At 55.3% G+C, this 21,969-nt stretch carries 34 protein-coding genes; 1 reads left to right on the top strand and 33 read right to left on the bottom strand.

Annotation, left to right across the window (positions count from 1 at the left end):
• Positions 1-929: 929 nt before the first annotated feature.
• The 32 genes from rplQ to rpsL all read right to left on the bottom strand — a co-directional run bounded on the left by rplQ (position 930) and on the right by rpsL (position 18,851).
• Positions 930-1,418: a 50S ribosomal protein L17 gene (gene rplQ, locus ACZ5D1_RS07130; RefSeq protein ID WP_011368118.1), complete on the bottom strand. Its 489-nt coding sequence runs from the start codon at positions 1,416-1,418 to the stop codon at positions 930-932.
• Positions 1,408-2,454 carry a DNA-directed RNA polymerase subunit alpha gene (locus tag ACZ5D1_RS07125; protein WP_011368119.1) on the bottom strand — a complete coding sequence of 349 codons (1,047 nt, stop codon included), beginning with the start codon at positions 2,452-2,454 and terminating at the stop codon, positions 1,408-1,410. The genes rplQ and ACZ5D1_RS07125 overlap by 11 nt, the downstream gene beginning before the upstream one ends.
• A 12-nt stretch (positions 2,455-2,466) precedes the next feature.
• Complete coding sequence (gene rpsD / locus ACZ5D1_RS07120; protein WP_011368120.1) at positions 2,467-3,093, bottom strand: 30S ribosomal protein S4; 627 nt, start codon at positions 3,091-3,093, stop codon at positions 2,467-2,469.
• 17 nt (positions 3,094-3,110) lie between these two features.
• Positions 3,111-3,500 carry a 30S ribosomal protein S11 gene (gene rpsK / locus ACZ5D1_RS07115; protein WP_011368121.1) on the bottom strand — a complete coding sequence of 130 codons (390 nt, stop codon included), beginning with the start codon at positions 3,498-3,500 and terminating at the stop codon, positions 3,111-3,113.
• 142 nt (positions 3,501-3,642) lie between these two features.
• Positions 3,643-4,011 (bottom strand): 30S ribosomal protein S13, encoded by a 369-nt coding sequence (rpsM, locus tag ACZ5D1_RS07110; protein ID WP_011368122.1) that lies wholly within the window; start codon positions 4,009-4,011, stop codon positions 3,643-3,645.
• Positions 4,012-4,029: 18 nt separating this feature from the next.
• Entirely contained in the window at positions 4,030-4,143 is a 114-nt protein-coding gene (gene rpmJ, locus ACZ5D1_RS07105) for a 50S ribosomal protein L36 (RefSeq protein WP_011368123.1), read from the bottom strand.
• Positions 4,144-4,264: 121 nt separating this feature from the next.
• On the bottom strand, positions 4,265-5,029 hold the full coding sequence (map, locus tag ACZ5D1_RS07100; protein WP_011368124.1) for a type I methionyl aminopeptidase: 765 nt from the start codon (positions 5,027-5,029) through the stop codon (positions 4,265-4,267).
• Between the two features lie 2 nt (positions 5,030-5,031).
• Positions 5,032-6,345, bottom strand: a complete 1,314-nt coding sequence (gene secY, locus ACZ5D1_RS07095; RefSeq protein ID WP_011368125.1) for a preprotein translocase subunit SecY — start codon at positions 6,343-6,345, stop codon at positions 5,032-5,034.
• 2 nt (positions 6,346-6,347) lie between these two features.
• On the bottom strand, positions 6,348-6,797 hold the full coding sequence (gene rplO, locus ACZ5D1_RS07090; protein WP_011368126.1) for a 50S ribosomal protein L15: 450 nt from the start codon (positions 6,795-6,797) through the stop codon (positions 6,348-6,350).
• The gene (gene rpmD / locus ACZ5D1_RS07085; protein ID WP_011368127.1) at positions 6,797-6,967 is read right to left on the bottom strand and encodes a 50S ribosomal protein L30; all 171 of its coding nucleotides are present in this window, start codon (positions 6,965-6,967) and stop codon (positions 6,797-6,799) included. The genes rplO and rpmD overlap by 1 nt, the downstream gene beginning before the upstream one ends.
• 11 nt (positions 6,968-6,978) lie before the next feature.
• Positions 6,979-7,470 (bottom strand): 30S ribosomal protein S5, encoded by a 492-nt coding sequence (gene rpsE / locus ACZ5D1_RS07080; RefSeq protein WP_011368128.1) that lies wholly within the window; start codon positions 7,468-7,470, stop codon positions 6,979-6,981.
• A gap of 18 nt (positions 7,471-7,488) precedes the next feature.
• Entirely contained in the window at positions 7,489-7,851 is a 363-nt protein-coding gene (rplR, locus tag ACZ5D1_RS07075) for a 50S ribosomal protein L18 (protein ID WP_011368129.1), read from the bottom strand.
• A gap of 15 nt (positions 7,852-7,866) precedes the next feature.
• A complete protein-coding gene (gene rplF, locus ACZ5D1_RS07070) occupies positions 7,867-8,406 on the bottom strand; it encodes a 50S ribosomal protein L6 (protein ID WP_011368130.1) in 540 nt (179 codons plus the stop codon).
• A gap of 11 nt (positions 8,407-8,417) precedes the next feature.
• Positions 8,418-8,798 carry a 30S ribosomal protein S8 gene (rpsH, locus tag ACZ5D1_RS07065; protein ID WP_011368131.1) on the bottom strand — a complete coding sequence of 127 codons (381 nt, stop codon included), beginning with the start codon at positions 8,796-8,798 and terminating at the stop codon, positions 8,418-8,420.
• Between the two features lie 18 nt (positions 8,799-8,816).
• Entirely contained in the window at positions 8,817-9,002 is a 186-nt protein-coding gene (locus ACZ5D1_RS07060; protein ID WP_011368132.1) for a type Z 30S ribosomal protein S14, read from the bottom strand.
• A 12-nt stretch (positions 9,003-9,014) separates the two neighbouring features.
• On the bottom strand, positions 9,015-9,554 hold the full coding sequence (gene rplE / locus ACZ5D1_RS07055) for a 50S ribosomal protein L5 (protein WP_011368133.1): 540 nt from the start codon (positions 9,552-9,554) through the stop codon (positions 9,015-9,017).
• Positions 9,555-9,565: 11 nt separating this feature from the next.
• A complete protein-coding gene (gene rplX / locus ACZ5D1_RS07050; protein WP_011368134.1) occupies positions 9,566-9,889 on the bottom strand; it encodes a 50S ribosomal protein L24 in 324 nt (107 codons plus the stop codon).
• A gap of 9 nt (positions 9,890-9,898) precedes the next feature.
• Complete coding sequence (gene rplN, locus ACZ5D1_RS07045) at positions 9,899-10,267, bottom strand: 50S ribosomal protein L14 (RefSeq protein ID WP_011368135.1); 369 nt, start codon at positions 10,265-10,267, stop codon at positions 9,899-9,901.
• Between the two features lie 9 nt (positions 10,268-10,276).
• On the bottom strand, positions 10,277-10,543 hold the full coding sequence (rpsQ, locus tag ACZ5D1_RS07040) for a 30S ribosomal protein S17 (RefSeq protein ID WP_011368136.1): 267 nt from the start codon (positions 10,541-10,543) through the stop codon (positions 10,277-10,279).
• Between the two features lies 1 nt (position 10,544).
• Complete coding sequence (rpmC, locus tag ACZ5D1_RS07035; protein WP_011368137.1) at positions 10,545-10,733, bottom strand: 50S ribosomal protein L29; 189 nt, start codon at positions 10,731-10,733, stop codon at positions 10,545-10,547.
• A gap of 1 nt (position 10,734) precedes the next feature.
• On the bottom strand, positions 10,735-11,148 hold the full coding sequence (gene rplP, locus ACZ5D1_RS07030) for a 50S ribosomal protein L16 (protein ID WP_011368138.1): 414 nt from the start codon (positions 11,146-11,148) through the stop codon (positions 10,735-10,737).
• Entirely contained in the window at positions 11,148-11,789 is a 642-nt protein-coding gene (gene rpsC, locus ACZ5D1_RS07025; protein WP_011368139.1) for a 30S ribosomal protein S3, read from the bottom strand. Before rpsC ends, rplP begins: the two co-directional genes overlap by 1 nt.
• 8 nt (positions 11,790-11,797) lie before the next feature.
• Positions 11,798-12,130: a 50S ribosomal protein L22 gene (gene rplV, locus ACZ5D1_RS07020; protein WP_011368140.1), complete on the bottom strand. Its 333-nt coding sequence runs from the start codon at positions 12,128-12,130 to the stop codon at positions 11,798-11,800.
• A 14-nt stretch (positions 12,131-12,144) separates the two neighbouring features.
• Positions 12,145-12,426: a 30S ribosomal protein S19 gene (gene rpsS, locus ACZ5D1_RS07015; RefSeq protein WP_011368141.1), complete on the bottom strand. Its 282-nt coding sequence runs from the start codon at positions 12,424-12,426 to the stop codon at positions 12,145-12,147.
• 9 nt (positions 12,427-12,435) lie between these two features.
• Positions 12,436-13,266 carry a 50S ribosomal protein L2 gene (gene rplB, locus ACZ5D1_RS07010; protein WP_011368142.1) on the bottom strand — a complete coding sequence of 277 codons (831 nt, stop codon included), beginning with the start codon at positions 13,264-13,266 and terminating at the stop codon, positions 12,436-12,438.
• 3 nt (positions 13,267-13,269) lie between these two features.
• Entirely contained in the window at positions 13,270-13,560 is a 291-nt protein-coding gene (gene rplW / locus ACZ5D1_RS07005) for a 50S ribosomal protein L23 (protein ID WP_011368143.1), read from the bottom strand.
• Positions 13,561-13,573: 13 nt separating this feature from the next.
• The gene (gene rplD, locus ACZ5D1_RS07000; protein ID WP_011368144.1) at positions 13,574-14,194 is read right to left on the bottom strand and encodes a 50S ribosomal protein L4; all 621 of its coding nucleotides are present in this window, start codon (positions 14,192-14,194) and stop codon (positions 13,574-13,576) included.
• A gap of 16 nt (positions 14,195-14,210) precedes the next feature.
• Entirely contained in the window at positions 14,211-14,840 is a 630-nt protein-coding gene (gene rplC, locus ACZ5D1_RS06995) for a 50S ribosomal protein L3 (RefSeq protein WP_011368145.1), read from the bottom strand.
• Positions 14,841-14,852: 12 nt separating this feature from the next.
• Positions 14,853-15,170: a 30S ribosomal protein S10 gene (rpsJ, locus tag ACZ5D1_RS06990; RefSeq protein WP_010938597.1), complete on the bottom strand. Its 318-nt coding sequence runs from the start codon at positions 15,168-15,170 to the stop codon at positions 14,853-14,855.
• Between the two features lie 723 nt (positions 15,171-15,893).
• Positions 15,894-17,975, bottom strand: a complete 2,082-nt coding sequence (gene fusA, locus ACZ5D1_RS06985; protein ID WP_464556365.1) for an elongation factor G — start codon at positions 17,973-17,975, stop codon at positions 15,894-15,896.
• Positions 17,976-17,993: 18 nt separating this feature from the next.
• A complete protein-coding gene (rpsG, locus tag ACZ5D1_RS06980; protein ID WP_011368147.1) occupies positions 17,994-18,464 on the bottom strand; it encodes a 30S ribosomal protein S7 in 471 nt (156 codons plus the stop codon).
• A gap of 15 nt (positions 18,465-18,479) precedes the next feature.
• A complete protein-coding gene (gene rpsL, locus ACZ5D1_RS06975) occupies positions 18,480-18,851 on the bottom strand; it encodes a 30S ribosomal protein S12 (protein WP_011368148.1) in 372 nt (123 codons plus the stop codon).
• Positions 18,852-19,475: 624 nt separating this feature from the next.
• Between rpsL and sat the strand changes: the two genes are divergently transcribed.
• On the top strand, positions 19,476-20,759 hold the full coding sequence (gene sat, locus ACZ5D1_RS06970; protein ID WP_011368149.1) for a sulfate adenylyltransferase: 1,284 nt from the start codon (positions 19,476-19,478) through the stop codon (positions 20,757-20,759).
• Positions 20,760-21,201: 442 nt separating this feature from the next.
• On the opposite strand, the gene ACZ5D1_RS06965 is transcribed toward sat, so the two are convergent.
• Positions 21,202-21,855: a M48 family metallopeptidase gene (locus ACZ5D1_RS06965; protein ID WP_464556362.1), complete on the bottom strand. Its 654-nt coding sequence runs from the start codon at positions 21,853-21,855 to the stop codon at positions 21,202-21,204.
• Positions 21,856-21,969: the final 114 nt, after the last annotated feature.

The following is a 21,969-nucleotide window of genomic DNA, read 5'->3' as shown; positions in this document are numbered from 1 at the left end:
CAGAGTCCATGGGACAAAAAGGACTGAAGAAAAGCACAGTTCATACAAGACGAGGCACTGACACGGCCAATCGAGTTGCCCGCCTTGAAGCCGGACATGGCAGCGGCTTTCTGGACACATACAAGACTCTGGTACCAACAGCGCCATAGCAAAGCAATCAGCACCCGTTTAAGCGCCTCTGCGCTTGCAGCGGTGGACAGCTTTCAGGAATCGGCAACGACAGTTTATCGCTCGGCTTATCACGGAAAAACGAGGCCTGCGAGGCTCATGTCCGCTGGCTGCTCTCCCCTGCGGTATCCGCATAAGAACCTCGGCGCCGGACTATGATTGCAAGATGTACACTTCAGATCGCCGGCTGGTTACAGAGCCCAAACTGCACGAGCTCTTCGGACAGTCTGTAACACTCGAAAAATTCATCTATTATAAAATTTCAAAGAGCATCTGAACAGGCCCGGGGAGCAAACGACTTTAAACACCTGCCCTCTTTTCATTCACAGAATTTACGCAACAAACTTCCAGTACACGCCTTCTCTCGCTGCAAAGGCGTAAGGGGTACTCCGGCACTACCACCACAGCCTACTTGCAGGTCCATGCTCTGTCAGCCCCGCGCTTAGCTTCCCGGCAATGGTCCACCGGAGGCGCCGGGCCAAGTTTACGATCTTGACCTTATAACTTTCCTTAGCACCAAGTCTGGACATGCCTCCGGCACCACCTACTAAAGGGACCGGCGCGTCCGATAAAGCCGGAGGCTACTCCAATCATCAGTCCTATGCTCTATCGCCTGCAGTTGCAGCCTCTTTAAAACAATGAACAAAACATCATCTGTTACTGATTTTCTAAAACGTTAAACAGCCAACCTTGTCGGAGTCTGCATACAAAAAGGGCGAACCTTACGGTTCGCCCTGAATAAGCTATACAAAAGCAAGTGACTACGCTTCAGCAGCGTCTTCAGCTTCCTCTTTTTCTGCTTTCTTGGGAGCTGCCTTCTTAGCAGGCTTTGCAGCCTTCTCTTCAGCAACTTCCTTGGCGGGAGCTTCCTTTGCGGCAGCCTCAGCATCACCCAGACGGGTCAGCTCGATAACAGCCATAGGAGCATTGTCGCCGGGACGGGGAGCACCAAGCTTCAATACGCGGGTGTAACCACCGGGAACACCAACAAACTTGGGACCGATCTCGTCGAAAAGCCGCTTAACCAGCTGGTGGCTACCCAGAACTTTGTAAGCCTGACGACGGGCGTGCAGGTCGTTACGCAGTGCGAGGGTAATCAGCGGCTCGACAACTCCGCGCAATTCCTTGGCCTTAGCTTCGGTCGTGCGGATTTTACCGTACGTCAAAAGAGATTTGGCCATGTTGCGGAACAGAGCAGACCGATGCGAGGAACTCCTGTTCAGCTTTCTGCCGGATTTTCTATGCCTCATTTTGCTGCTTCCTCTTCAACCATTCCTGATATTTCTTCTCGAAGCCATCGACCTTCATGCCGAAATCGAGAGACATTTCGCCCAGTACCCGACGGATTTCGTCAAGCGACTTACGGCCAAAGTTCTTGGTTTTCAGCATTTCACCTTCGGACTTCTGCACCAGCTCGCCGACCAGCGAAATGTTGGCCGACTTCAGGCAGTTGGTGGCGCGAACAGAAAGTTCGAGCTCGTCAATGCCCTTGAACAGGTTTTCATTGACGTCAGAAGCAGAGCTTCTGCCTTCGTTTTCCTGTTCGGAAATACGCTCGTCAAAGTTGATGAAGACCGAAATCTGATCCTTGATGATCTTGGCACTGTACGCAATCGCATCCTCGGGGGATATGGAGCCGTCGGTCCACACTTCAAGGATGAGCTTGTCGTAGTTGGTCATCTGGCCAACGCGAGCCTGCTCCACCGTGTAGGCGACCTTGCGTACCGGCGAAAAGCTGGCATCAAGGGCAATAAGGCCGATCTCGTCGCTCAGCCCTTCGTGCATATCGGCAGGAACATAGCCCTTACCCATACGAACTTCGAGTTCGAAGGTCAGCTCAACGTCCTCAGTCAGCGTCATAAGATGCTGATCTGCATTCAGAACCATCACGTGCTGATTGCACTTGATGTCGCCGGCCTTAACTTCGCCGCTCTTGTTGACATGGAGCTCAAGGTGCTGAGGCTCCTCGGTATCCATGGCAAGACGGACCTGTTTAAGGTTGAGTACGATATCGGTAACGTCTTCAAGCACACCGGGAATGGTGGTGAACTCGTGCTGAACTCCAGAGATCTTTACGGCCACAAACGCGGCGCCCTGCAGGGACGCCAGCAGGACGCGACGCATGGCATTGCCGATGGTCGTTCCGTAGCCGCGCTCCAGAGGTTCGCAGACGAACTTGCCGTACATGGTGTCGGCGGATTCACTAGCCCGGGAGATTTGATCGGGCTTGACCAGCTCGGACCAGTTACGCGTGTTGATAAGCCTGTCGCCTTGTTTGATGAGCATGCTCGAACCTGCTTATTTGGAGTAAAGTTCGACGATAAGCTGTTCGCTCATCGGGAACTGGATGTCCTCGCGCTGCGGCAGGGCCTTGACTACACCACGGAAGTTGGGGCCGTCAGCTTCGAGCCAGGACGGGCAACCGCGACGTGCGATTACTTCCTGAGCCTCAGCGATAACCGGCATTTTGCGATTCTTTTCACGCACTTCAATCACGTCACCAACCTTAACCTGAATGGAAGGAATGGTAGCCTTGCGGCCATTGACGGTGAAGATGCCGTGACGAACCATCTGGCGTGCCTGACTACGGGAGTTGGCAAAGCCCAGACGGTAAATCACGTTGTCCAACCGGCGCTCCAGAATGGAGAGCAGGTTGCTACCGGTAACGCCCTTGGACATGTCCGCTTTCACGAAGTAGCTGTGGAACTGCTTTTCCAGCAGCCCGTACATACGACGCACTTTCTGCTTTTCTCGCAGCTGCACGGCGTAGTCGCTGTTCTTCTTGCGGGCGCGGCCATGCTGGCCGGGAGCGTAAGGTCTGCGATCGAATGCGCACTTGTCAGTGTAGCAGCGATCACCTTTCAAAAAAAGCTTGCCACCTTCACGCCGGCATATGCGGCACTTGGAATCATTATATTTAGCCAAGACTGATTCCTCCTCAACTAAACGCGGCGCCGTTTGGGAGGACGGCAGCCGTTGTGGGGAATGGGGGTGATATCACGGATGAATGCCACCTTGAAACCGGCGGCATTGATAGCGCGCATAGCGGACTCACGTCCGGAACCGGGGCCCTTAACAAAGATACCCACTGTGCGCATTCCGTTTTCCTGTGCACGACGGGCTGCCTGATCGGCAGCTATCTGTGCGGCAAAGGGAGTGCTCTTACGCGATCCCTTGAAGCCGCTCTGTCCTGCACTGGCCCAACTCACCGTGTTACCCCTGGTATCAGTGAAGGTAATGATGGTGTTATTGAACGTCGCCTGAATATGGGCAACCCCGACGGGGATGGACTTTTTCTCTTTCTTCTTGCCCACGCGCTTAGGTCTTGCCATAACTTCACTCTCTGTGATGGTTTTCTGATTAGGCTGGGGGAACCTCTAACGAGCTCAGTTATGAAAAGAGCCGTGCACGCTGACGACAGAGTTTACTGCAGCCAGGTGAAGTTCCACGCCGATATTGATGCCTAAAAGCTGACTATTTGCGCTTACCAGCCACACCGCGACGCGGTCCCTTACGGGTACGTGCGTTGGTCTTGGTACGCTGACCTCTAGCAGGCAACCCGCGACGATGACGCAGGCCGCGGTGGCAGCCGATGTCCATCAGACGCTTGATGTTGCTAGATATTTCACGGCGGAGATCGCCTTCAACCTTGTGATTCTGTTCGATTTCCTTTCGGATTTCGTTCACTTCGTCGGCAGACAGGTCGTCAATGTTACGAGTCCAGTCAACACCGGTGGTATCAAGAATCTCCAGGGCAGTAGCGCGACCGACGCCATAGATGTAGGTCAGCGCGATATCAACCCTCTTGCCACGGGGCAGATCAACTCCAGCAATTCTGGCCACAGTCGAACTCCTGTTCGATTATCCCTGGCGCTGCTTGTGCCTGGGGTTTTCGCAGATCACTCTCAAAACGCCCTTGCGTCGGATGACCTTGCATTTGGGGCATACTTTCTTCACAGAAGGCCTGACTTTCATTTTAGTCTCCGTATTTGGACCTTTAGTGCAACAACGTGCCTGGGTAAAAACAGACCCAGAACGCGGTTAAGTATCACTGCGTCCTGTCTGAGTCAACCCTTATACTTACAAACGTATCCGGTTACGCCTGACTCAGGATTACCGGGCCGTCGGAGGTAATGGCAACGCTATGCTCGAAATGCGCCGAAAGCTTCCTGTCCTTTGTCACCGCTGTCCAGTTGTCGGACAACACCTCCACTTCATACGTTCCCGCCGTCACCATGGGCTCGATAGCAAGCACCATGCCGGGGCGCAAAGGTACGCCGGGAAGGCCGAACGGTACAAAGTTCGGAATTTCGGGCTTTTCATGCAGCTTGCGTCCAATTCCGTGCCCTACAAAGCGCCGGACCACCTGAAAACCGGCATTTTCCACATGCTGCTGAACAGCGGCGGAAATGTCGTACAGGTTGTTACCCGACAAGGCCTTTTCAATGCCTTTCATCAGCGACTCCTGAGTCACCTTGAGAAGACGGGCCGTTTCGTCCGGAACCTCGCCTACGGCATACGTTCTGGCCGAATCTCCGTAGAAGCCTTCGTAAATGACACCCATGTCAAAGCTGACAATATCGCCCTCTTTCAATACCCGCTCGGAAGGAAAGCCGTGAACGACCTCTTCGTTGACCGAGCAGCAAAGAGCAAAGGGAAAACCCCCGTACCCCTGAAATGCAGGACGGACATTGTGCTTACGGCACAGGTCCTGAGCAAGCTCTTCAAAGTACAAAGTCTTGACGCCTGGGCGAACATTCTCGCCCAGGACATCAAGAATTGTAGCCACAATCCGGTTGGCTTCACGCATGAAGCCTATCTCTTTCTCGTTTTTGAGAAAGATACCGCGATACTTTTTCACCGTCAGCGCCTTCCCTTGATACGGGCCTTGTTCATGAGGCCTTCGTACTGTCGGGAGATCAGATGGGATTCCACCTGGGACATGAAGTCCATGGCAACCCCGACGACAATCAGCAGCCCGGTTCCGCCAAAATAGAACGGAACGTTCATATTGGCGATAAGAACCATGGGCAGAACACATATTGCGGCAATATACAGTGCACCCCACACCGTGATGCGGGTAAGCACTTTGTCAATGTATTCTCTGGTCTTTACGCCGGGACGTATCCCGGGAACAAAGCCGCCCTGATTTTTCAGGTTTTCCGCGATATCTTTGGGATCAAAAATGATCGCAGTATAGAAAAACGCAAAGAAAATAATCAGAGCCACAAAGACTACATTGTACAGCAACGTGTGAGGAGCAAAATACGCAGCAGCCGTCTGCAGCCACTCAACCGAGGAAAAACTGGCCACGGTGGCGGGAAAAAGCAGAAGACTGGATGCGAAAATGGGCGGAATGACACCGGCGGTATTGACCCGCAAAGGAAGATGCGAAGTCTGGCCGCCATACATCTTACGGCCCATCTGGCGCTTGGCGTAATGGATGGGAATCCTGCGCTGGCCACGCTCCATAAACACGATGAAAGCAAGAACAGCCGCCATGAACACAAGCAGTATGAGCACCATGAAAATGCTCAGATCTCCCGTGCCGATCAGGCGGATGGTCTTCATCAGGCCGCCGGGCAGTCCGGCGACGATGCCCGAAAAGATGACCAGCGATATACCGTTGCCAAGTCCCTTTTCGGTTATTTGCTCACCCAGCCACATGATAAGCACAGTGCCTGTGGTGAGAGTTAGAATGGTGGTGAGTCGGAAACCCCAGCCGGGCGCCAGTACCAGAGACGCCCCTGTCGGGCTCTGCATGCTCTCAAGGCTCATGGCAATGCCGAAGCCCTGAATCACGGCGATCAGTACGGTACCGTAACGGGTGTACTGCGTGATTTTCTTGCGTCCCGCAGCGCCCTCCTCCTTGGCCATCCGCTTCAGCTCAGGGCTTACGACCTGCAGAAGCTGGATGATGATGGAGGCGGAGATGTAGGGCATGATGCCGAGGGCGAAAATCGACAGATTGCGAAGTCCGCCCCCGGAGAACATGTCAAAGAGGCCGAAAAGGGTGTTCTGAACACTGGCAAAGAAGTCTGCCAAAGCTGCAGAGTCCACCCCGGGCACAGGAACGTGAATTCCGATGCGGTATGCGGCCAGCAACAAGAAGGTCCACAAAAGCTTTTTCTTAAGCTCAGGCAGACGCGCCAGATTTTCTACACCACTCAAAGCCACGGCTAACCTTCCAGTGCCTTGGCTTCGCCACCGGCTTTTTGGATCTTTTCAACAGCAGAAGCACTGAACTTGTGCGCTTCCACTTTTACGGCGACATTGCATTCGCCGTTGCCCAGAACCTTGACAGCTGCGCCGGCACGGGCAAGCCCGCGTGCGTAGATGTCGTCCAGGGTGATTTCAGTCTTGCCTTCAAAGGCGCCAACGAGCTGACCGAGATTGATCACTTCGTAACGAGCCTTGAAAAGGTAGTTTTTGAAACCGCGCTTGGGCAGTCTGCGCTGCAGGGGCATCTGGCCGCCTTCGAAACCGGGGCGGACACCACCACCAGAGCGAGCGTTCTGGCCCTTGTTACCTTTGCCGGAGGTACATCCCCAGCCGGAACCGGAGCCACGGCCCACGCGTTTCCTCTGTTTACGTTCTTCATCGAACGGATACAGTTCGTGGAGTCTCATTATTCCGTTACCTCGACGAGATGCACAACCTTGGCGATCATGCCGCGTACAACGGCATTGTCCTCAAACGTCTTTTCCTGACGGATCTTGCGCAGCCCCAGAGCGTCGAGGGTACGACGCTGGTTGGGGTTGCAGCCGATCCGGCTGCGGACGAGTTTTACCTTGATCATGAGCCGATTCCTTACTTTCTGGGCGCTTCCAGTTTCTTTCCGCGCAGCTGGCTCACATATTCCGCACTGCGCAGCGAGGTCAGACCTGCCATGGTAGCGCGGAGCACATTGTGCGGGTTGTTGGTGCCGATGGCCTTGGCAAGCACGTCGTGAATGCCGACAGCTTCCATGATGGCGCGCACTGCGCCACCGGCGATGATACCGGTACCCTTGGAAGCGGGCTTCAGAAGCACCCGTCCGGCGCCGAAGGCACCAAGCACTTCATACGGCAGGGTGCCGTCCACCAGGGGAACCTGCACCATACCTTTTTTAGCGCGTTCGGTCGCCTTGCGCAGAGCCTCGGGCACTTCCTGGGCTTTACCCATGCCGAAGCCTACGGACCCGTTGCCGTCACCAACGACTACCAGGGCGCTGAAGCTGAAACGACGGCCGCCCTTCACAACCTTGGCAACTCGGTTGAGATCGACGATCTTCTCAATCAAGCCGAATTCGTTCTGTTCCATGCCAGTTCCTACTACCTGTTAGAATTCCAGGCCAGCTTCACGGGCGCCGTCGGCGACAGCCTTGATGCGGCCGTGATAGATGTAGCCGTTGCGGTCAAATACGACGCGCTCGATGTTCTTCTCCTTGGCCAGCTTGGCAATTTCCTTACCGACCAGCGAAGCGTTATCGACGGTCAGGCGCAAGGCGTTGCCGTTCTGCTTGCCAAGAGCCAGGGTAGAAGTGGCGGCAAGGGTGGTTCCGGTCTGGTCGTCAACCAGCTGGGCGTAGATATGCAGGTTGGACCTGTAAACCACCAGACGGGGACGAGCGCCGTTACCGGAAACCTTTTTGCGGATGCGGATTTTACGGCGCATTCTGGATTCATTCTTGGTCAACTTCATGGTCTTACCTGCCTACTACTTTTTGCCGCCGGACTTGCCGGCCTTACGGCGAATCTGCTCGTGTTCATATTTAACACCCTTGCCCTTGTAGGGTTCGGGCGGACGTACACGGCGAATGTTGGCAGCAACTTCACCAACGAGCTGCTTGTCGAAACCGCTGATGGTCAGCTTGTTTCCTGCGGCTGCGGCTTCGATACCCTTGGGCAGTTCAATGACCACCGGGTGGGAGAAACCGAGAGCAAGCTCGATGTTGTTGCCTTTAACGGCGACCTTGTAACCGACACCGTTGACTTCAAGGACTTTGCTGAATCCCTTGGAGACACCTTCGATGCAGTTTGCAAGAAGGGTACGGCGAAGGCCGTGCTGGGCGGATGCCTTTTTGGTTTCTTCGACTCTGGTGATAACCACAGAGCCGTCCTGAATCTCATATTTGAGCAGGGGCGAAACCGGCGTGGTCAGGCTGCCTTTGGGGCCCTTAACCTCTACAACGTCTGCTCCCAGCTTCACTTCCACGCCGGAAGGAACGGGGATAGGCTGTTTTCCGATTCGAGACATGACTGCACCTGCTACCAGATTTCACACAAAAGTTCGCCGCCCACATTCTTGCTGCGAGCGTTGGTGCCTTCAAGGACTCCACTGGAAGTGGAGAGAATGCATATGCCAAGACCATTCTGCACGCGGGGAATGTCGGTGGAACCGACATAAACGCGGCGGCCGGACTTGCTGATACGCTTCAGGCCGGAGATAACCGGCTTGCCCTTGAAGTATTTCAGTTCAATAACGATGGAGGATTCTTCCATCTTGAAGTCGGTGATGTAACCTTCTTCTTTGAGGATGGCTGCAAGAGCCTCCTTCATCTTCGAGCGCGGCACACTCACTTCCTTATGCAGGGCCAAGTGTGCGTTGCGGATACGCGTAAGCATATCTGCAATAGGATCAGTCAGCATTATTAACTCCTTGGCGACTTACCAGCTCGATTTACGGACACCGGGCAGTTCGCCGCGCAGCGACATATTGCGGAAGCAGATACGGCAAATGCCGAACTTACGCATGTAGCCGCGCGGACGGCCGCAGATGGGACAACGGTTGTAAGCACGAGCGCTGAATTTGGGCTTGCGCTTAGCCTTTACTTCCAGACTAGTACGAGACACTGCCGTAACTCCTTACTTCTTGAAGGGCATGCCCAGCTTATCAAGCAGGAACTTGCCTTCTTTGTCAGTCTTGGCACTGGTCACGATGGTGATGTTCATGCCCTTGGGGTTGTCAACACGGTCAACTTCCAGCTCGGGGAAGATGGTGTGTTCCTTAATTCCAAGGGTGAAGTTACCACGGCCGTCGAAGCCACGGTCAGCAATCCCCCGGAAGTCACGCACGCGCGGAAGCGCGAAGTTCATGAGCTTGTCAAGGAAGTCCCACATGGAATCACCGCGAAGAGTCACGCGGCAGCCGATGGGCATGCCTTCACGCAGCTTGAACGAAGCGATGGACTTTTTGGCGCGAGTGATCACGGCCTTCTGCCCAGCGATTGCGGTCAGTTCTTTCACGGCCTCTTCCAGAAGCTTCTGGTTCTGGCTGGCTTCGCCAAGGCCGATGTTAAGGGAGATCTTCTCCAGTTTCGGCAACTGCATAGAGCTCTTGTAGTTGAACTCTTTCTGCAGCACCGGCGCCACTTGTTCACGATATATATTTTGGAGACGCGTCATCGTTATCCACCTTAATCGATGATTTCGTTGCACTTTTTACAAAAGCGAACTTTTTTACCGTCTTCGGTGTACCGATAGCCGACCGTTGTGGCCTTGGCGCACGCGTCGCACATCACCTTTACATTGGAGATGTGGATGGGCATCTCCTTGTCGACGATGCCACCGGGCTGCTGCAGGTAAGGATTAGCCCGCATGTGCCTTTTGGCAACGTTCACCTTCTCGACCAGGACGCGGTCCTTCTTGCGAAGAACTTTCAAGACCTTGCCGATCTTGCCCTTATCCTTGCCGGAGATGACCATCACTTTATCGTCTTTACGAATACGAAACTGTTTCATTGGTATCTCCTACAGAACTTCAGGGGCCAGAGACACAATCTTCATGTAGTTCCGTGCACGCAGTTCACGTGCAACGGGACCGAAGATACGGGTGCCGACGGGCTCGCCCTGCTTGTTCAGCAGTACGGCAGCGTTGGTATCGAACTTGATGTAGGAGCCGTCGTTACGACGGATTTCCTTGGCAGTACGAACGACAACCGCCTTCATGACATCGCCCTTTTTCACCTTGGAGTGAGGCAGGGCCTCCTTCACGGATACGACGATGACGTCGCCGACGGAAGCGTAACGGCGCTTAGAGCCGCCCAGCACCTTGATGCAGGCAACTTTTTTGGCACCGGAGTTATCCGCCACTTGCAGAGCAGATTCTACCTGGATCATGGCTTACCCCTAAACCGCCTTTTCAAGGATGGAGACCAGATGCCACCGTTTGTTCCGGCTAACCGGACGAAACTCGATGATCTTCACCTTGTCGCCAACTTTGCATTCATTGTTGGGATCGTGAGCGGTGAATTTCTTCCTGCGACGAATGTACTTCTTCAGCAGGGGATGCTTCACCAAGGTTTCGACGCGAACAACAATGGTCTTATCGTTCTTGTCGCTTACAACCACACCGACGAGAGCTCTGCCGTTTCTGTTTTCAATAGCTTCGGACATGTTATGCTCCCTTTTCCTTCAGAATCGTGAGGATGCGAGCAACGTTGTGCTTTGCCGCAGGGATTTCGGCAGTCTTTTCCAGCTGCGCCGTTGCATGCTTGAAACGCAGATCGAACAGTTCCTTTCTGGTTTCGGCAAGCTTGTCCTTCAGCTCGTCAATGCTCAGCTTTCTCAGTTCAGCGGCCTTCATTCTAGAGGCCCTCCCTAACTACGATCGTGGTCTTCACGGGGAGCTTATGAGCGGCGCGGGTCAGAGCCTCGCGAGCCAGCTCAAGGTTTACCCCTTTGATTTCGTAAAGTACACGGCCGGGCTTCACAGGAGCGTACCAACCCACCGGAGCGCCTTTACCTTTACCCTGACGGGTTTCAAGAGGCTTGGCGGTGTAAGGCTGGTCGGGGAAGATGCGAATCCACATCTTTCCGCCACGCTTGATGTGACGCATGGCAGCCACACGAGCAGCTTCAATCTGCTGGCTGGTCAGCTTGCCGTGCTCCAGAACCTTAAGGCCGATTTCTCCGAAAGCAACATTGTTACCCTTGAGGGCGTCACCCTTAAGCCGTCCTTTCTGACGCTTACGGAATTTAACCTTTTTAGGAGTCAACATTACTGTTCTACCTCGTTGTCCAGGATTTCACCCTTGAAGATCCATACCTTGACGCCGATAATGCCGTAGGTCGTATGCGCTTCGGCATAACCGTAGTCAATGTCGGCACGGAGGGTCTGCAAAGGCACACGGCCATCGCGGTACCATTCCGAACGGGCAATTTCAGCCCCGGCCAGACGGCCGGCACAGGCAACCTTGATGCCTTCGGCACCAAACTTGCGAGACATGCTCACCGTGCGCTTCATGGCGCGACGGAAAGCAACGCGACGTTCGAGCTGCATGGCGATGTTTTCTGCCACAAGCTGTGCGTCAGTTTCGGGGCGACGGATTTCGTTTACCTCGATGGAGAATTCGCGGCTGAACTTACGACGAAGATCTGCGCGAAGTTTCTCAATCTCAACGCCCTTGCGGCCGATAACGATACCGGGGCGGGCCGTGCTGAGGATAAGGCGAACCTTGCCACCGGCGCGTTCAATTTCAATTTTGGACAGGCCGGCGTGGTACAGGGTCTTCTTAACATACTTGCGGATGTTATGATCCTCAAACACGAAGGAAGCGTATTCCTTCTTGCTGAACCAGCGGGACTGCCAGTTCTTGTTGTACCCCAGCCGGAAACCGAAGGGATGTACTTTCTGTCCCATAACGTATCCTAACTTTCCTCAAGAATGACCGTGATGTGGCTGGTACGCTTCAAAATGCGGTTAGCCCGGCCCATAGAACGGGGCAGGAAGCGCTTCCAGGTAGGGCCTTCGTTGATGATCACCTGCTTTACCACCATTGCGTCAACATCGATGCCGGGCAGCTGCTCGGCGTTGGCAAGAGCGGAATGCATCACCTTGAAAATAAGGCCACCGGCCTTCTGAGGGGTGAAACGCAGGATGTTCATAGCGTCTTCTACAGGTTTGCCCTTCACGTTCTGGGCAACCAGGCGCGCTTTGCGCGGAGACACGCGAACGAATTTAGCAGTTGCTTTAGCTTGCATATCTATTCACCTACCTAGCGCTTGGCCTTGCTCTTCTTGTCGGCAGCATGGCCGTAGTAGGTACGGGTGGGCGAAAACTCGCCAAGCTTATGGCCGACCATGTTTTCGGTAACAAACACGGGAATGAACTTACGCCCGTTATGCACCGCAAAGGTCAGACCAACCATTTCGGGAGAGATCGTGGAACGGCGGGACCAGGTTTTGATAACACGACGGTCACCGGATTCCTGCGCCTTCTCCACTTTCTTCATCACGTGGTCGTCAATAAACGGACCTTTTTTCAGAGATCTAGGCATTCTCTACTCCTACTTCTGGCCACGACGCTTGATGATAAGCTTGGAAGAGGCCTTCTTCTTGTCGCGGGTCTTGAAGCCCTTGGTGGGAATACCCCACGGAGTCACAGGATGACGTCCGCCGGAGCTTCTGCCCTCACCACCGCCAAGCGGGTGATCGATCGGGTTCATGGCAACACCGCGAACCTTGGGACGGCGACCCAGCCAGCGGCTGCGACCTGCCTTACCGTACGAGATCTTCTCGTGATCAAGATTGCCAACCTGGCCGATGGTGGCGCAGCAGGTGACCAGCACCTTGCGCACTTCGCCGGAGGGCATACGCAGCAGTGCGTAGTTGCCTTCCTTGGCGACCAGCTGGGCATAGGTTCCGGCGGCACGGCAGAACTGTCCGCCCTTGCCGGGGTACAGTTCGATGTTGTGCACGATGGTACCCACAGGAACACGGGACAGAGCCATTGCGTTACCGGGCTTGATATCCACGGAATCGCCGGCCACAACCACGTCACCCTGCTTCACACCGAGAGGAGCCAGAATGTAGCGCTTTTCACCATCCGAGTAGTGCAGCAGTGCAATACGTGCGGAACGGTTGGGATCGTATTCGACATGAGCCACTTTAGCCGGCACGCCGACCTTGTCGCGACGGAAGTCGATGATACGGTAAAGACGCTTGTGCCCGCCACCGCGACGACGAGAAGTCACGCGGCCGTAGCAGTTTCTACCGCTCTTTTTGGTCAGGCCTTCAGTAAGGCTGCGCTCGGGCGTGCTACGGGTAATCTCCTCGAAAGAGGAAACGGTCTGAAAGCGGCGCCCAGGAGAAGTAGGTTTAAGCTTGCGAACAGCCATTGTTTACACTCCCTCGAAGAAATCGATCTTTTCGCCGGGTGCGAGGGTAACATACGCCTTCTTGTAACCGGCAGTCTGCCCCGTCACACGTCCGTGTTTGGTGCGGGCCTGCGGCTTGCGGGTAACAACATTGACACCCGCCACTTTGACGTTGAAAACCGACTCGACGGCTTTTTTGATCTCTATCTTGTTGGCCCGGGGATTCACAAAGAAGACAACCTGCTCGGAAGATTCCTTCACAAAGGTGGCCTTTTCGGAAACCAGAGGCTTAATAAGAATCTGCGTATAATCCATGACACCCTTCCTCTTACTTCAGTCGTTCCTGAACAGGCTCAACAGCCCCTTCAAGAAGAACCAGCTGGGCGTGCTTCAGAATTTCGAAAACGCTGAGCTGCTCGGGGGTCATCAGGGTGATCCCGGGGATGTTGCGGGCGCTGAGCACCAGCTTGTCATCCATTTCGGGGGTGACGACGAGAGCCTTACCCAGGCCCAGTGCGCCGGCAACCTTCACCATGTGCTTGGTCTTCACTTCAGGAAGCTCAATGCCCTTGACAACCATCAGGTTTTCTTCAGCCAGACGGGAGCTCAGAGCCATCTTCAGAGCCAGCTTGCGAACCTTCTTGTTAACCTTGAAGGAATAGTCGCGGGGCTGGGGACCGAAGACAACCGCACCACCACGCCAGACCGGAGAACGGTTGCTGCCCGAACGGGCGCGACCGGTACCTTTCTGACGCCAGGGCTTGGCACCGCCGCCGGAAATGGTCGAACGCGTCTTCACCGAATGAGTTCCGGCGCGCTTTGCCGCGCGCTGTGCGCGTACAACAAGGTTCAGGATCTCCGGCCGGACCTCGACCTCGAACACCTCGGGAGCCAGAGTGAGTTCACCCGTCTCCTTCTTGTCCTGATCGTATACTTTAACCACAGCCATGTGATTATCCTCTTTTTTACTGCTTGCGGACCATGACCAGGCCGTTCTTGGGACCGGGCACGGGGCCTTTGACCAGGATCAGGTTGTCTTCCGCGCGGACTTCGATGATCTGCAGGCTCTTTACAGTAACCTGACGGGCACCCATATGGCCGGCCATCTTCTTGTTCTTCCAAACCTTGCCGGGGAAGGTGGCGTGACCGATGGAACCGGGCGAGCGGTGCACAGCCTCGTGACCGTGGCTTGCAGGCATGCCGCCGAAGTTCCAGCGCTTCATCACGCCGGCGAAACCTTTACCAATGCTGGTGCCGGTCACCTTCACAAATTCGCCGGGGGTAAAAAGACCCACGGTCAAGTCGTCGCCGACTTTTTGCTCAGCAGGAGCTTCGAGACGAATCTCGCGCAGCACGCGGAACAAACCGCGACCAGCCTTGTCCATGTGACCACGGGCGGGCTTGTTTACGTGCTTTTCTTTGGCCTCTTCAAAACCGATCTGAACGGCGTTATATCCATCCTTGGCCGCATCCTTGACCTGAATTACAGGACAGGGACCAGCTTGAATCACGGTCACAGCCACCGCACTGCCATCATTGGCGAAAATGCGGGTCATGCCGATCTTGCGACCCAGGATTCCCATCTTCTCAGCCATGACTACCTCTCGCTAGAGTTTGATTTCCACGTCCACGCCTGCGGGGAGACTCAGTTTCCCCAAAGCGTCCACGGTCTGCTGAGTAGGCTCGAGGATATCCATGAGCCGCTTGTGGATGCGCATTTCAAACTGTTCGCGGGACTTTTTGTCCACATGGACGCTTCGGTTTACCGTAAACTTGTGGATGTTGGTGGGCAGCGGAATCGGTCCGGCCACACCAGCGCCCGTGTTGCGCGCCGTATCTACGATTTCAGCCACAGCCTTATCCAGGATGCGGTAATCGTAAGCTTTAAGCTTAATCCTGATACGATCACTGCTAACTGTCGTCATTGTTAACTACTCCATGATCTGGGAATCGACACCCTTGCCTCTGAGGAGCCCGGGACCATCCGGTGCCTCATACCGCGGCGAGCGCGGTGCGGCGACAGAGTTCCTCACTTACGGTGGCGCTTTGTCCGGATTTACAAGACATGCAGCGGGGAAAAAGCATGCGCTGTAAACACAGGACAAACACGTAGGTCGACAACGCTCTCTTTACGCAGAGAACGGAGTCGTGAACTTTCTTCGCGGAACAGTATATATGGGAGAGAGATAAAACGGTGGGCCAGACTGGCACCTCTGTTGCTCTACTCCGCCGCTTTCGCGCGAAGATCGCCCACGTTGTCGCCAGCCTGTTTTCCATCTGCTTGCGCAGACGGACAGGTGGTCCGCAGGGTTACTAAACAGGAACCATAAGGCTCCGGAAAAATTTTATGTACAGTACCTTACAGCCGAATACCGCATCGGCTGGAACGGCAAGACATTTAATTAGGCATTCAGTAACGCCTGCAAATGTCAAGCTTCAGTCCGCAGACTGAATGAGCAGCAGGACGGACTCAATCCGCCCTTTAAACCCCTTGCGGGGAAGTCTACTGCCTGTGCGGTGAAAACAACCACATCAAGCGAGGTGTTCTTATATAGAGGTGTGCCCTTCCCGTCAACCTTCTTTTTTTATTTTCTGCAAAAAAAAGCGCCCCGCAAAAGCGGGGCGCCGGATAAGCATATTCAGCCAGCTTATTCGCCGGACTTACTCTTGGTAAGTTCTTCGGCAAGGTTGGCGGGAACGCGCTCATAATGGTCGAACTGCATGGTGAAGTTGGCACGCCCCTGAGTGCGCGAACGCAGGTCGGTAGCATAACCGAACATTTCGCTCAGCGGCACGTGACAGCGGATAACCTGTGCACCAGCGCGGGAATCCATGCTCTGGATCTTGCCGCGGCGGCCGTTCAGGTCGCCCATGACGTCGCCGAGGTATTCTTCGGGAGTCACAACTTCAACGTCCATGACAGGCTCGAGCAGCACGGGCGAAGCCTTGCGTGCAGCTTCTTTCACTGCCATGGATCCGGCCACGTAGAAGGCCTGTTCCGACGAGTCGACTTCGTGGTACGAGCCGAACACCAGAGCAACCTTGACGTCCACCATGGGGTAGCCGGCCAGAACGCCGCTTTTCAGCGCATCCTGAATACCCTTGTCAACAGCAGGGATGTATTCCTTGGGAATAACACCGCCGGTGATCTTGTTCTCGAACAGGTAGCCCTTTTCAGGGTTGGGTTCGACCTCGATCACGACATGGCCGTACTGTCCACGTCCGCCGGACTGCTTGGCGTACTTGTGGTCGACCTTGGTTTCCTTGCTGATGGTTTCGCGGTAGGCAACCTGCGGCTTGCCGACGTTGGCGTTGACGCTGAACTCACGGGTGAGACGGTCAACGATGATGTCGAGGTGCAGTTCGCCCATACCGGCGATCAGGGTCTGGTTGGTTTCATCATCGCCCTTCACGCGGAAGGACGGGTCTTCCTTTGCCAGCTTGGCCAGAGCTGCGGAAAGCGCATCGCGGTCAGCTTTGGTCTTGGGCTCGATGGCAACCTCGATAACAGGCTCGGGGATGTCAAGAGACTCAAGAACGACCGGACGGTTTATCTCGCAGATGGTGTCACCGGTGGAAACCTGCTTGAGACCCACAGCGGCAACGATATCGCCGGCGCCGGCCCACTTGATTTCTTCACGCTTGTTGGCGTGCATCTTCAGCAGGCGGCCGATGCGTTCTTTCTTGCCGGTGTTGGCATTATACACGGTCATACCGGCTTCAATGAAACCGGAGTAGATGCGGATAAAGGAAAGGTGACCGATGTAGGGGTCAGATGCCAGCTTGAACACCAGGGCGGCAAGCGGCTCTTCGTCTTTGCAGGGGCAGACGATCTTTTCCTCTTCGTTGTCAGGGTTGGCACCGACCATCTGTTCGATGTCAACAGGCGAAGGCAGGTACTCCACCACCGCATCAAGCAGGGGCTGAACGCCCATGTTGCGGAAAGCGGAGCCGCACAGAACCGGCACTGCGGTTCTGGCGATGGTGGCCCTGCGGATGGCGCTGTGGATTTCTTCTTCGGTCAGCTCTTCGCCGCCGAGGTATTTTTCCATCAGCGCTTCATCTTCTTCAGCCACTGCCTCGATCAGTTCAAGACGCATAACGTCGAACTGGTCCTGAAGCTCGGCAGGAACGCCGGTCACGGCGAACTCGGCACCCTTGGAGGCTTTGTCGAAAACAACAGCCTTTCCGGTGACGAGATCGACGATGCCCTGGAATTCGTCTTCACTGCCGATGGGAACCTGAAGCGCAAGGGGCTTTGCCTTCAGCCGGTCGCGGATCATATCCACGCAACGGAAGAAGTTGGCACCCATGCGGTCCATCTTGTTGACGAAGCAGATGCGCGGAACCTTGTAGCGGTCAGCCTGACGCCAAACGGTTTCAGACTGAGGCTCGACACCGGCAACGGCGTCGAACACGGCTACAGCGCCGTCCAGAACGCGCAGCGCGCGCTCGACTTCAATGGTGAAGTCCACGTGACCGGGGGTGTCGATGATGTTGATTCGACAATCCTTCCAGAAGCAGGTGGTAGCTGCGGAGGTGATGGTGATACCACGCTCCTGCTCCTGCTCCATCCAGTCCATGGTTGCCTGACCTTCGTGCGTTTCACCTATTTTGTGAGACACACCGGTGTAGAAAAGGATGCGCTCGGTAGTCGTGGTTTTTCCCGCATCAATGTGGGCCATGATACCGATATTGCGCTGCTGGGGTATGGCTACTTTTCTGGACACGTGACTAATCCTCGGACGTTACCAACGGAAATGAGCGAAAGCCTTGTTGGCTTCAGCCATACGATGGGTGTCGTCCTTCTTCTTCACGGCACCGCCGCGGTTGTTGAAAGCATCAAGCAGTTCGCCGGACAGGCGTCCTACCATGCCTTTTTCTCCACGTGCGCGTGCGTAGGTGATGAGCCAGCGGATAGCCAGAGACACCTGACGGTCGGAACGCACTTCGACGGGCACCTGATAGGTGGCACCGCCGACGCGGCGGGATTTGACTTCGACGAAGGGCTTTACGTTATCAACAGCCTTTTCAAAGGCCTTGATTGCATCTTCGCCGGTCTTTTCCTGCAGCACTTCAAGAGATTTATAAAAAATCTTTTCTGCAGCGCCCTTTTTGCCGTCAACCATCATGCGGTTGACGAAGCGGGCAGCGAGCCGGCTGTTATACACCGGATCGGGCAGAACTTCACGTCTGGGGATAGGTCCTTTACGAGGCATGAAAAACTCCCTTCGCTACTTCGGACGCTTGGCGCCGTACTTGGAACGTCCCTGGCGGCGATCCTGCACGCCGGCAGTATCCAGAGTACCACGAACAATATGGTAACGTACACCGGGCAAGTCTTTTACACGACCGCCGCGGATCATAACAACAGAGTGCTCCTGCAGGTTGTGACCTTCACCGGGAATGTAGGCGGTCACTTCAATAGCATTGGTCAGGCGCACACGGGCGACTTTACGCAAAGCCGAGTTCGGCTTCTTAGGCGTTGTGGTATACACGCGGGTGCAAACCCCACGGCGCTGCGGGCAAGCCTGAAGCGCGGGAGTCTTCTTCCGCTTAGCAACCTTTTTACGCTCTTTTCTGATGAGCTGGTTGATAGTGGGCATCAGTTTCCTCCGTGGAAATGGATCGATGTCATTCGCTAAAGACGCAAGGCAATACGCCATTGCCGACACACTGTCAACAACGGCGGTCCGAGGAGAACTCCGATCACCTATGAAGCCATCCTTAAAATTACCTGTACGCTTCGCTTGGGGACTTCGACTGAAAAGCCCAGCAGCCTTGCTTTCAATCGTATTCTCACCCTGCAAGCAAACTTGAACATGACCCGATACGCCAATTAGCCGCAGGAGACAAGCAGTTTCTCTGTCTGCCCTGCAAAAAAATCATTCCCTGTACACCTTGTTACAATTATCACATCTACACCGACAACAAAAAGTCGCTTTTCCGCCAGCCGGTAGCCACCGGTGCGGCCACGTGCTGCTAAAAAGCCGGCAAAACCCAACCGTGCAGCCCTTCATGTGCTTACGCTATCACCCCATGTTTATGTCTTTTTTTTATTCTGATTTTGCCGCTTGACATTTTGCTAAAAATTTCACAAGACGTTGTCACGTGCTCACGATCGTTGCTTCATTGCATCGGCACGATCTTTAATGCATGGAATTTTTTGGCTCGCATCCGCCGGATGCGTCCTACATTGCAAAAACTATAATTTTCGGAGGATGGAAGCTATGTCCAATTTGGTCCCCCCTCATGGCGGTAAAGGTCTTGTCTGCTGCCTGCTCGAAGGTGCTGAAAAGGAAGCTGAACTGAAGAAGGCCGCCGGCCTCAAGCAGATCGAGATCAGCTCCCGCGCCAAGGGCGACCTGATCATGATGGGCACCGGCGGTTTCTCCCCGCTGAGCGGCTTCATGAAAAAGGCTGACTGGAAGAGCGTCTGCGAAAAGATGACTCTGGCTGACGGCACCTTCTGGCCTGTGCCTGTGACTCTGGACGTTTCCAAGGAAGAAGCAGCTTCCATGAAGGAAGGCGACGAAATCGCCCTCGTTCGCGGCGGTGAAGTGTTCGCCACCATGAAGGTGGAAGAACTCTACGAAATGACCGATGCCGACAAAAAGTGGGAATGCGAGCTGGTGTTCAAGGGTGAAGGCCCCGACTCTGAAAAGTTCTGGGACATCGCTGAAGAAGACCACCCCGGCGTGAAGATGGTCATGGCTCAGAAAGAGTTCAACGTGGCCGGTCCCGTCAAGGTTCTTTCCGAAGGCGACTTCCCCACCAAGTTTGCCGGTGTGTACAAGCGCCCCGCAGAACTGCGTGCAGAACTCGAAGAACGCGGCTGGTCCAACGTTGCCGCTCTGCAGCTGCGTAACCCCATGCACCGTTCGCACGAATACCTTGCCAAAATCGCTGTTGAAGTGTGTGACGGCGTGGTTATCCACTCCCTCGTGGGCTCCCTGAAGCCCGGCGACATTCCTGCCGAAGTCCGCGTGAAGTGCATCGACACGCTGGTTGAAAAGTACTTCGTGAAGGAAAACGTCATTCAGGCCGGTTACCCCCTCGACATGCGTTACGCCGGTCCCCGCGAAGGCCTGCTGCACGCAACCTTCCGCCAGAACTACGGCGTAAGCCGCATGATCATCGGTCGTGACCACGCCGGTGTGGGTGACTTCTACGGTATGTTCGAAGCCCAGACCATCTTCGACAAGATTCCTTACGCCAAGGAAGCCTGCCCCGAACCCGGCAAGGCTCTGCTTTGCGAACCCCTGAAGATTGACTGGACCTTCTACTGCTTCAAGTGCGACGGCATGGCTTCTCTGCGCACCTGCCCCCACAGCAAGGAAGACCGCGTCCTGCTGTCCGGCACCAAGCTGCGTAAAGCCCTGTCCGAAGGCTCCGATGTTCCGGATCACTTCGGTCGTGAAGAAGTACTCGACATCCTGCGCGAGTACTACGGCGGCCTGACCGAAAAGGTTGAAGTGAAAATGCAGCGCGCTGCTTCCGGTTCCCAGATGTAGCCTCCGGCTGCATCCGCTTTGCAAGTACAGAGGGGGAGACATATGTCTCCCCCTTTTTTATATGCACAGGCGGTCACCGGCCTGCCGGTTTAAAGTCCCGTTGCCCCGCCCTTACGGGCGTCTGCCTGCTGACCACGTCCGGCTCGGAACGTATCCGCACCTGAGGCCCGAAGCACTGCGTAACCTCAGGTATGGTACGGCCCTGCCGCCGGTGCAGGAAGCAACGGAAGGCATTGCCGACAGGCAACACCCTGATCGCGGACATATAATTCCCTGCAGTCGGCCTGCCGTCGGCCCGCAAACCGCCGAAAACCGCCGCTAACTTCACGCAAACCGCACGCAGACGCGGGCACCTGCAAACAGGCGGAAGAACGCAGCCGCACTCCCCCGTCGGACAGCCACCGCGCAAACAGGCTGCAGACCAGATAAAGAACACAGAGTCTCAACGCATGGCAGCCCAGCCGGGCAGATAGCGTCCGGCTTCCTTCAAAGCGGTGTCATGAGTGACAGCATCGGGCTGAAGTTGCACAAGATATCGCCAGAATTTTTGGGAATGATCCAGAAAGGCAAGGTGCGCCAGTTCATGATAAATCACCGCATCGCACAGCGCCGGCGGCAGAAAAAGCAGTCTGGCGTTCAGCATGACGGTTCCCCGCGCCGAGCAGCTGCCCCAGCGCCTGCCCGGTACGGCTATGCGCACTGCAGCCGGTTCCAGACCGTGACGTTCAGCCAGCTCTCGACACCGCGGAACAAGAAAAGCATGTCCCTTTCGCTTCAGCCAGCCGAACAGCATCGTCACAGCCGCATCCGAGCCAGTGCCGGCAACCGCCACGCACAGCTCACTGCGGTTCACAGACAGGCTGGATTTTCCCGTTGCAGCGGTCACGCGCAGCCGGAATGTCTCACCCGTTGCGCGCAGCTGCAGTTCTTCGGGAAACAAGGGGCGACACAGAACCGGCTCCAGACGTGCGCGGTTGCGCTTCACGGCCTCTGCTATCCAGTCGTGGTGTTCACGGACGAACACAGAAGCCAGGGCTGGGTCTGCTCCTGCCGGAAGTACAACCTCAAGACCTGAAGATATCAGGCGCAGAGACATGCGTCTGGCTCTGCTGCTGTGCCTGACTGTATAATGCGCAAGCACATGCGCTATCAAATTTTCCGTATGCTGACTCATGACGGGTCTTTACCCTTGCTCAAACGCGAAGTACAG

Source organism: Oleidesulfovibrio vietnamensis (genome assembly GCF_055388115.1).
Note: the sequence above shows the minus strand (reverse complement) of the source record. Positions and strands in the feature narration are given on the sequence as shown.

Excerpts from the sequence above, each read along its gene's own strand:
- rplV (WP_011368140.1), bottom strand. The coding sequence starts at position 12,130 with ATGCAAGCTAAAGCAACTGCTAAATTCGTTCGCGTGTCTCCGCGCAAA.
- ACZ5D1_RS06965 (WP_464556362.1), bottom strand. The coding sequence starts at position 21,855 with ATGTCTCTGCGCCTGATATCTTCAGGTCTTGAGGTTGTACTTCCGGCA.
- rplQ (WP_011368118.1), bottom strand. The coding sequence starts at position 1,418 with ATGAGGCATAGAAAATCCGGCAGAAAGCTGAACAGGAGTTCCTCGCAT.
- rplX (WP_011368134.1), bottom strand. The coding sequence starts at position 9,889 with ATGAAACAGTTTCGTATTCGTAAAGACGATAAAGTGATGGTCATCTCC.
- rpsC (WP_011368139.1), bottom strand. The coding sequence starts at position 11,789 with ATGGGACAGAAAGTACATCCCTTCGGTTTCCGGCTGGGGTACAACAAG.
- rpsL (WP_011368148.1), bottom strand. The coding sequence starts at position 18,851 with ATGCCCACTATCAACCAGCTCATCAGAAAAGAGCGTAAAAAGGTTGCT.
- rplR (WP_011368129.1), bottom strand. The coding sequence starts at position 7,851 with ATGAAGTTGACCAAGAATGAATCCAGAATGCGCCGTAAAATCCGCATC.
- rplN (WP_011368135.1), bottom strand. The coding sequence starts at position 10,267 with ATGATCCAGGTAGAATCTGCTCTGCAAGTGGCGGATAACTCCGGTGCC.
- rplD (WP_011368144.1), bottom strand. The coding sequence starts at position 14,194 with ATGGCTGTGGTTAAAGTATACGATCAGGACAAGAAGGAGACGGGTGAA.
- rpmJ (WP_011368123.1), bottom strand. The coding sequence starts at position 4,143 with ATGAAAGTCAGGCCTTCTGTGAAGAAAGTATGCCCCAAATGCAAGGTC.
- rplP (WP_011368138.1), bottom strand. The coding sequence starts at position 11,148 with ATGTTGACTCCTAAAAAGGTTAAATTCCGTAAGCGTCAGAAAGGACGG.
- rplC (WP_011368145.1), bottom strand. The coding sequence starts at position 14,840 with ATGGCTGAGAAGATGGGAATCCTGGGTCGCAAGATCGGCATGACCCGC.
- rpsK (WP_011368121.1), bottom strand. The coding sequence starts at position 3,500 with ATGGCAAGACCTAAGCGCGTGGGCAAGAAGAAAGAGAAAAAGTCCATC.
- rpsG (WP_011368147.1), bottom strand. The coding sequence starts at position 18,464 with ATGCCTCGTAAAGGACCTATCCCCAGACGTGAAGTTCTGCCCGATCCG.
- ACZ5D1_RS07125 (WP_011368119.1), bottom strand. The coding sequence starts at position 2,454 with ATGCTCATCAAACAAGGCGACAGGCTTATCAACACGCGTAACTGGTCC.
- rpsH (WP_011368131.1), bottom strand. The coding sequence starts at position 8,798 with ATGCTGACTGATCCTATTGCAGATATGCTTACGCGTATCCGCAACGCA.
- rplB (WP_011368142.1), bottom strand. The coding sequence starts at position 13,266 with ATGGCTGTTCGCAAGCTTAAACCTACTTCTCCTGGGCGCCGCTTTCAG.
- rpsQ (WP_011368136.1), bottom strand. The coding sequence starts at position 10,543 with ATGTCCGAAGCTATTGAAAACAGAAACGGCAGAGCTCTCGTCGGTGTG.
- rpmD (WP_011368127.1), bottom strand. The coding sequence starts at position 6,967 with ATGATCAAGGTAAAACTCGTCCGCAGCCGGATCGGCTGCAACCCCAAC.
- rpsE (WP_011368128.1), bottom strand. The coding sequence starts at position 7,470 with ATGGAACAGAACGAATTCGGCTTGATTGAGAAGATCGTCGATCTCAAC.
- rplE (WP_011368133.1), bottom strand. The coding sequence starts at position 9,554 with ATGACGCGTCTCCAAAATATATATCGTGAACAAGTGGCGCCGGTGCTG.
- rplF (WP_011368130.1), bottom strand. The coding sequence starts at position 8,406 with ATGTCTCGAATCGGAAAACAGCCTATCCCCGTTCCTTCCGGCGTGGAA.
- rplW (WP_011368143.1), bottom strand. The coding sequence starts at position 13,560 with ATGGATTATACGCAGATTCTTATTAAGCCTCTGGTTTCCGAAAAGGCC.
- rpsS (WP_011368141.1), bottom strand. The coding sequence starts at position 12,426 with ATGCCTAGATCTCTGAAAAAAGGTCCGTTTATTGACGACCACGTGATG.
- rplO (WP_011368126.1), bottom strand. The coding sequence starts at position 6,797 with ATGAGACTCCACGAACTGTATCCGTTCGATGAAGAACGTAAACAGAGG.
- rpsJ (WP_010938597.1), bottom strand. The coding sequence starts at position 15,170 with ATGACGACAGTTAGCAGTGATCGTATCAGGATTAAGCTTAAAGCTTAC.
- sat (WP_011368149.1), top strand. The coding sequence starts at position 19,476 with ATGTCCAATTTGGTCCCCCCTCATGGCGGTAAAGGTCTTGTCTGCTGC.
- rpmC (WP_011368137.1), bottom strand. The coding sequence starts at position 10,733 with ATGAAGGCCGCTGAACTGAGAAAGCTGAGCATTGACGAGCTGAAGGAC.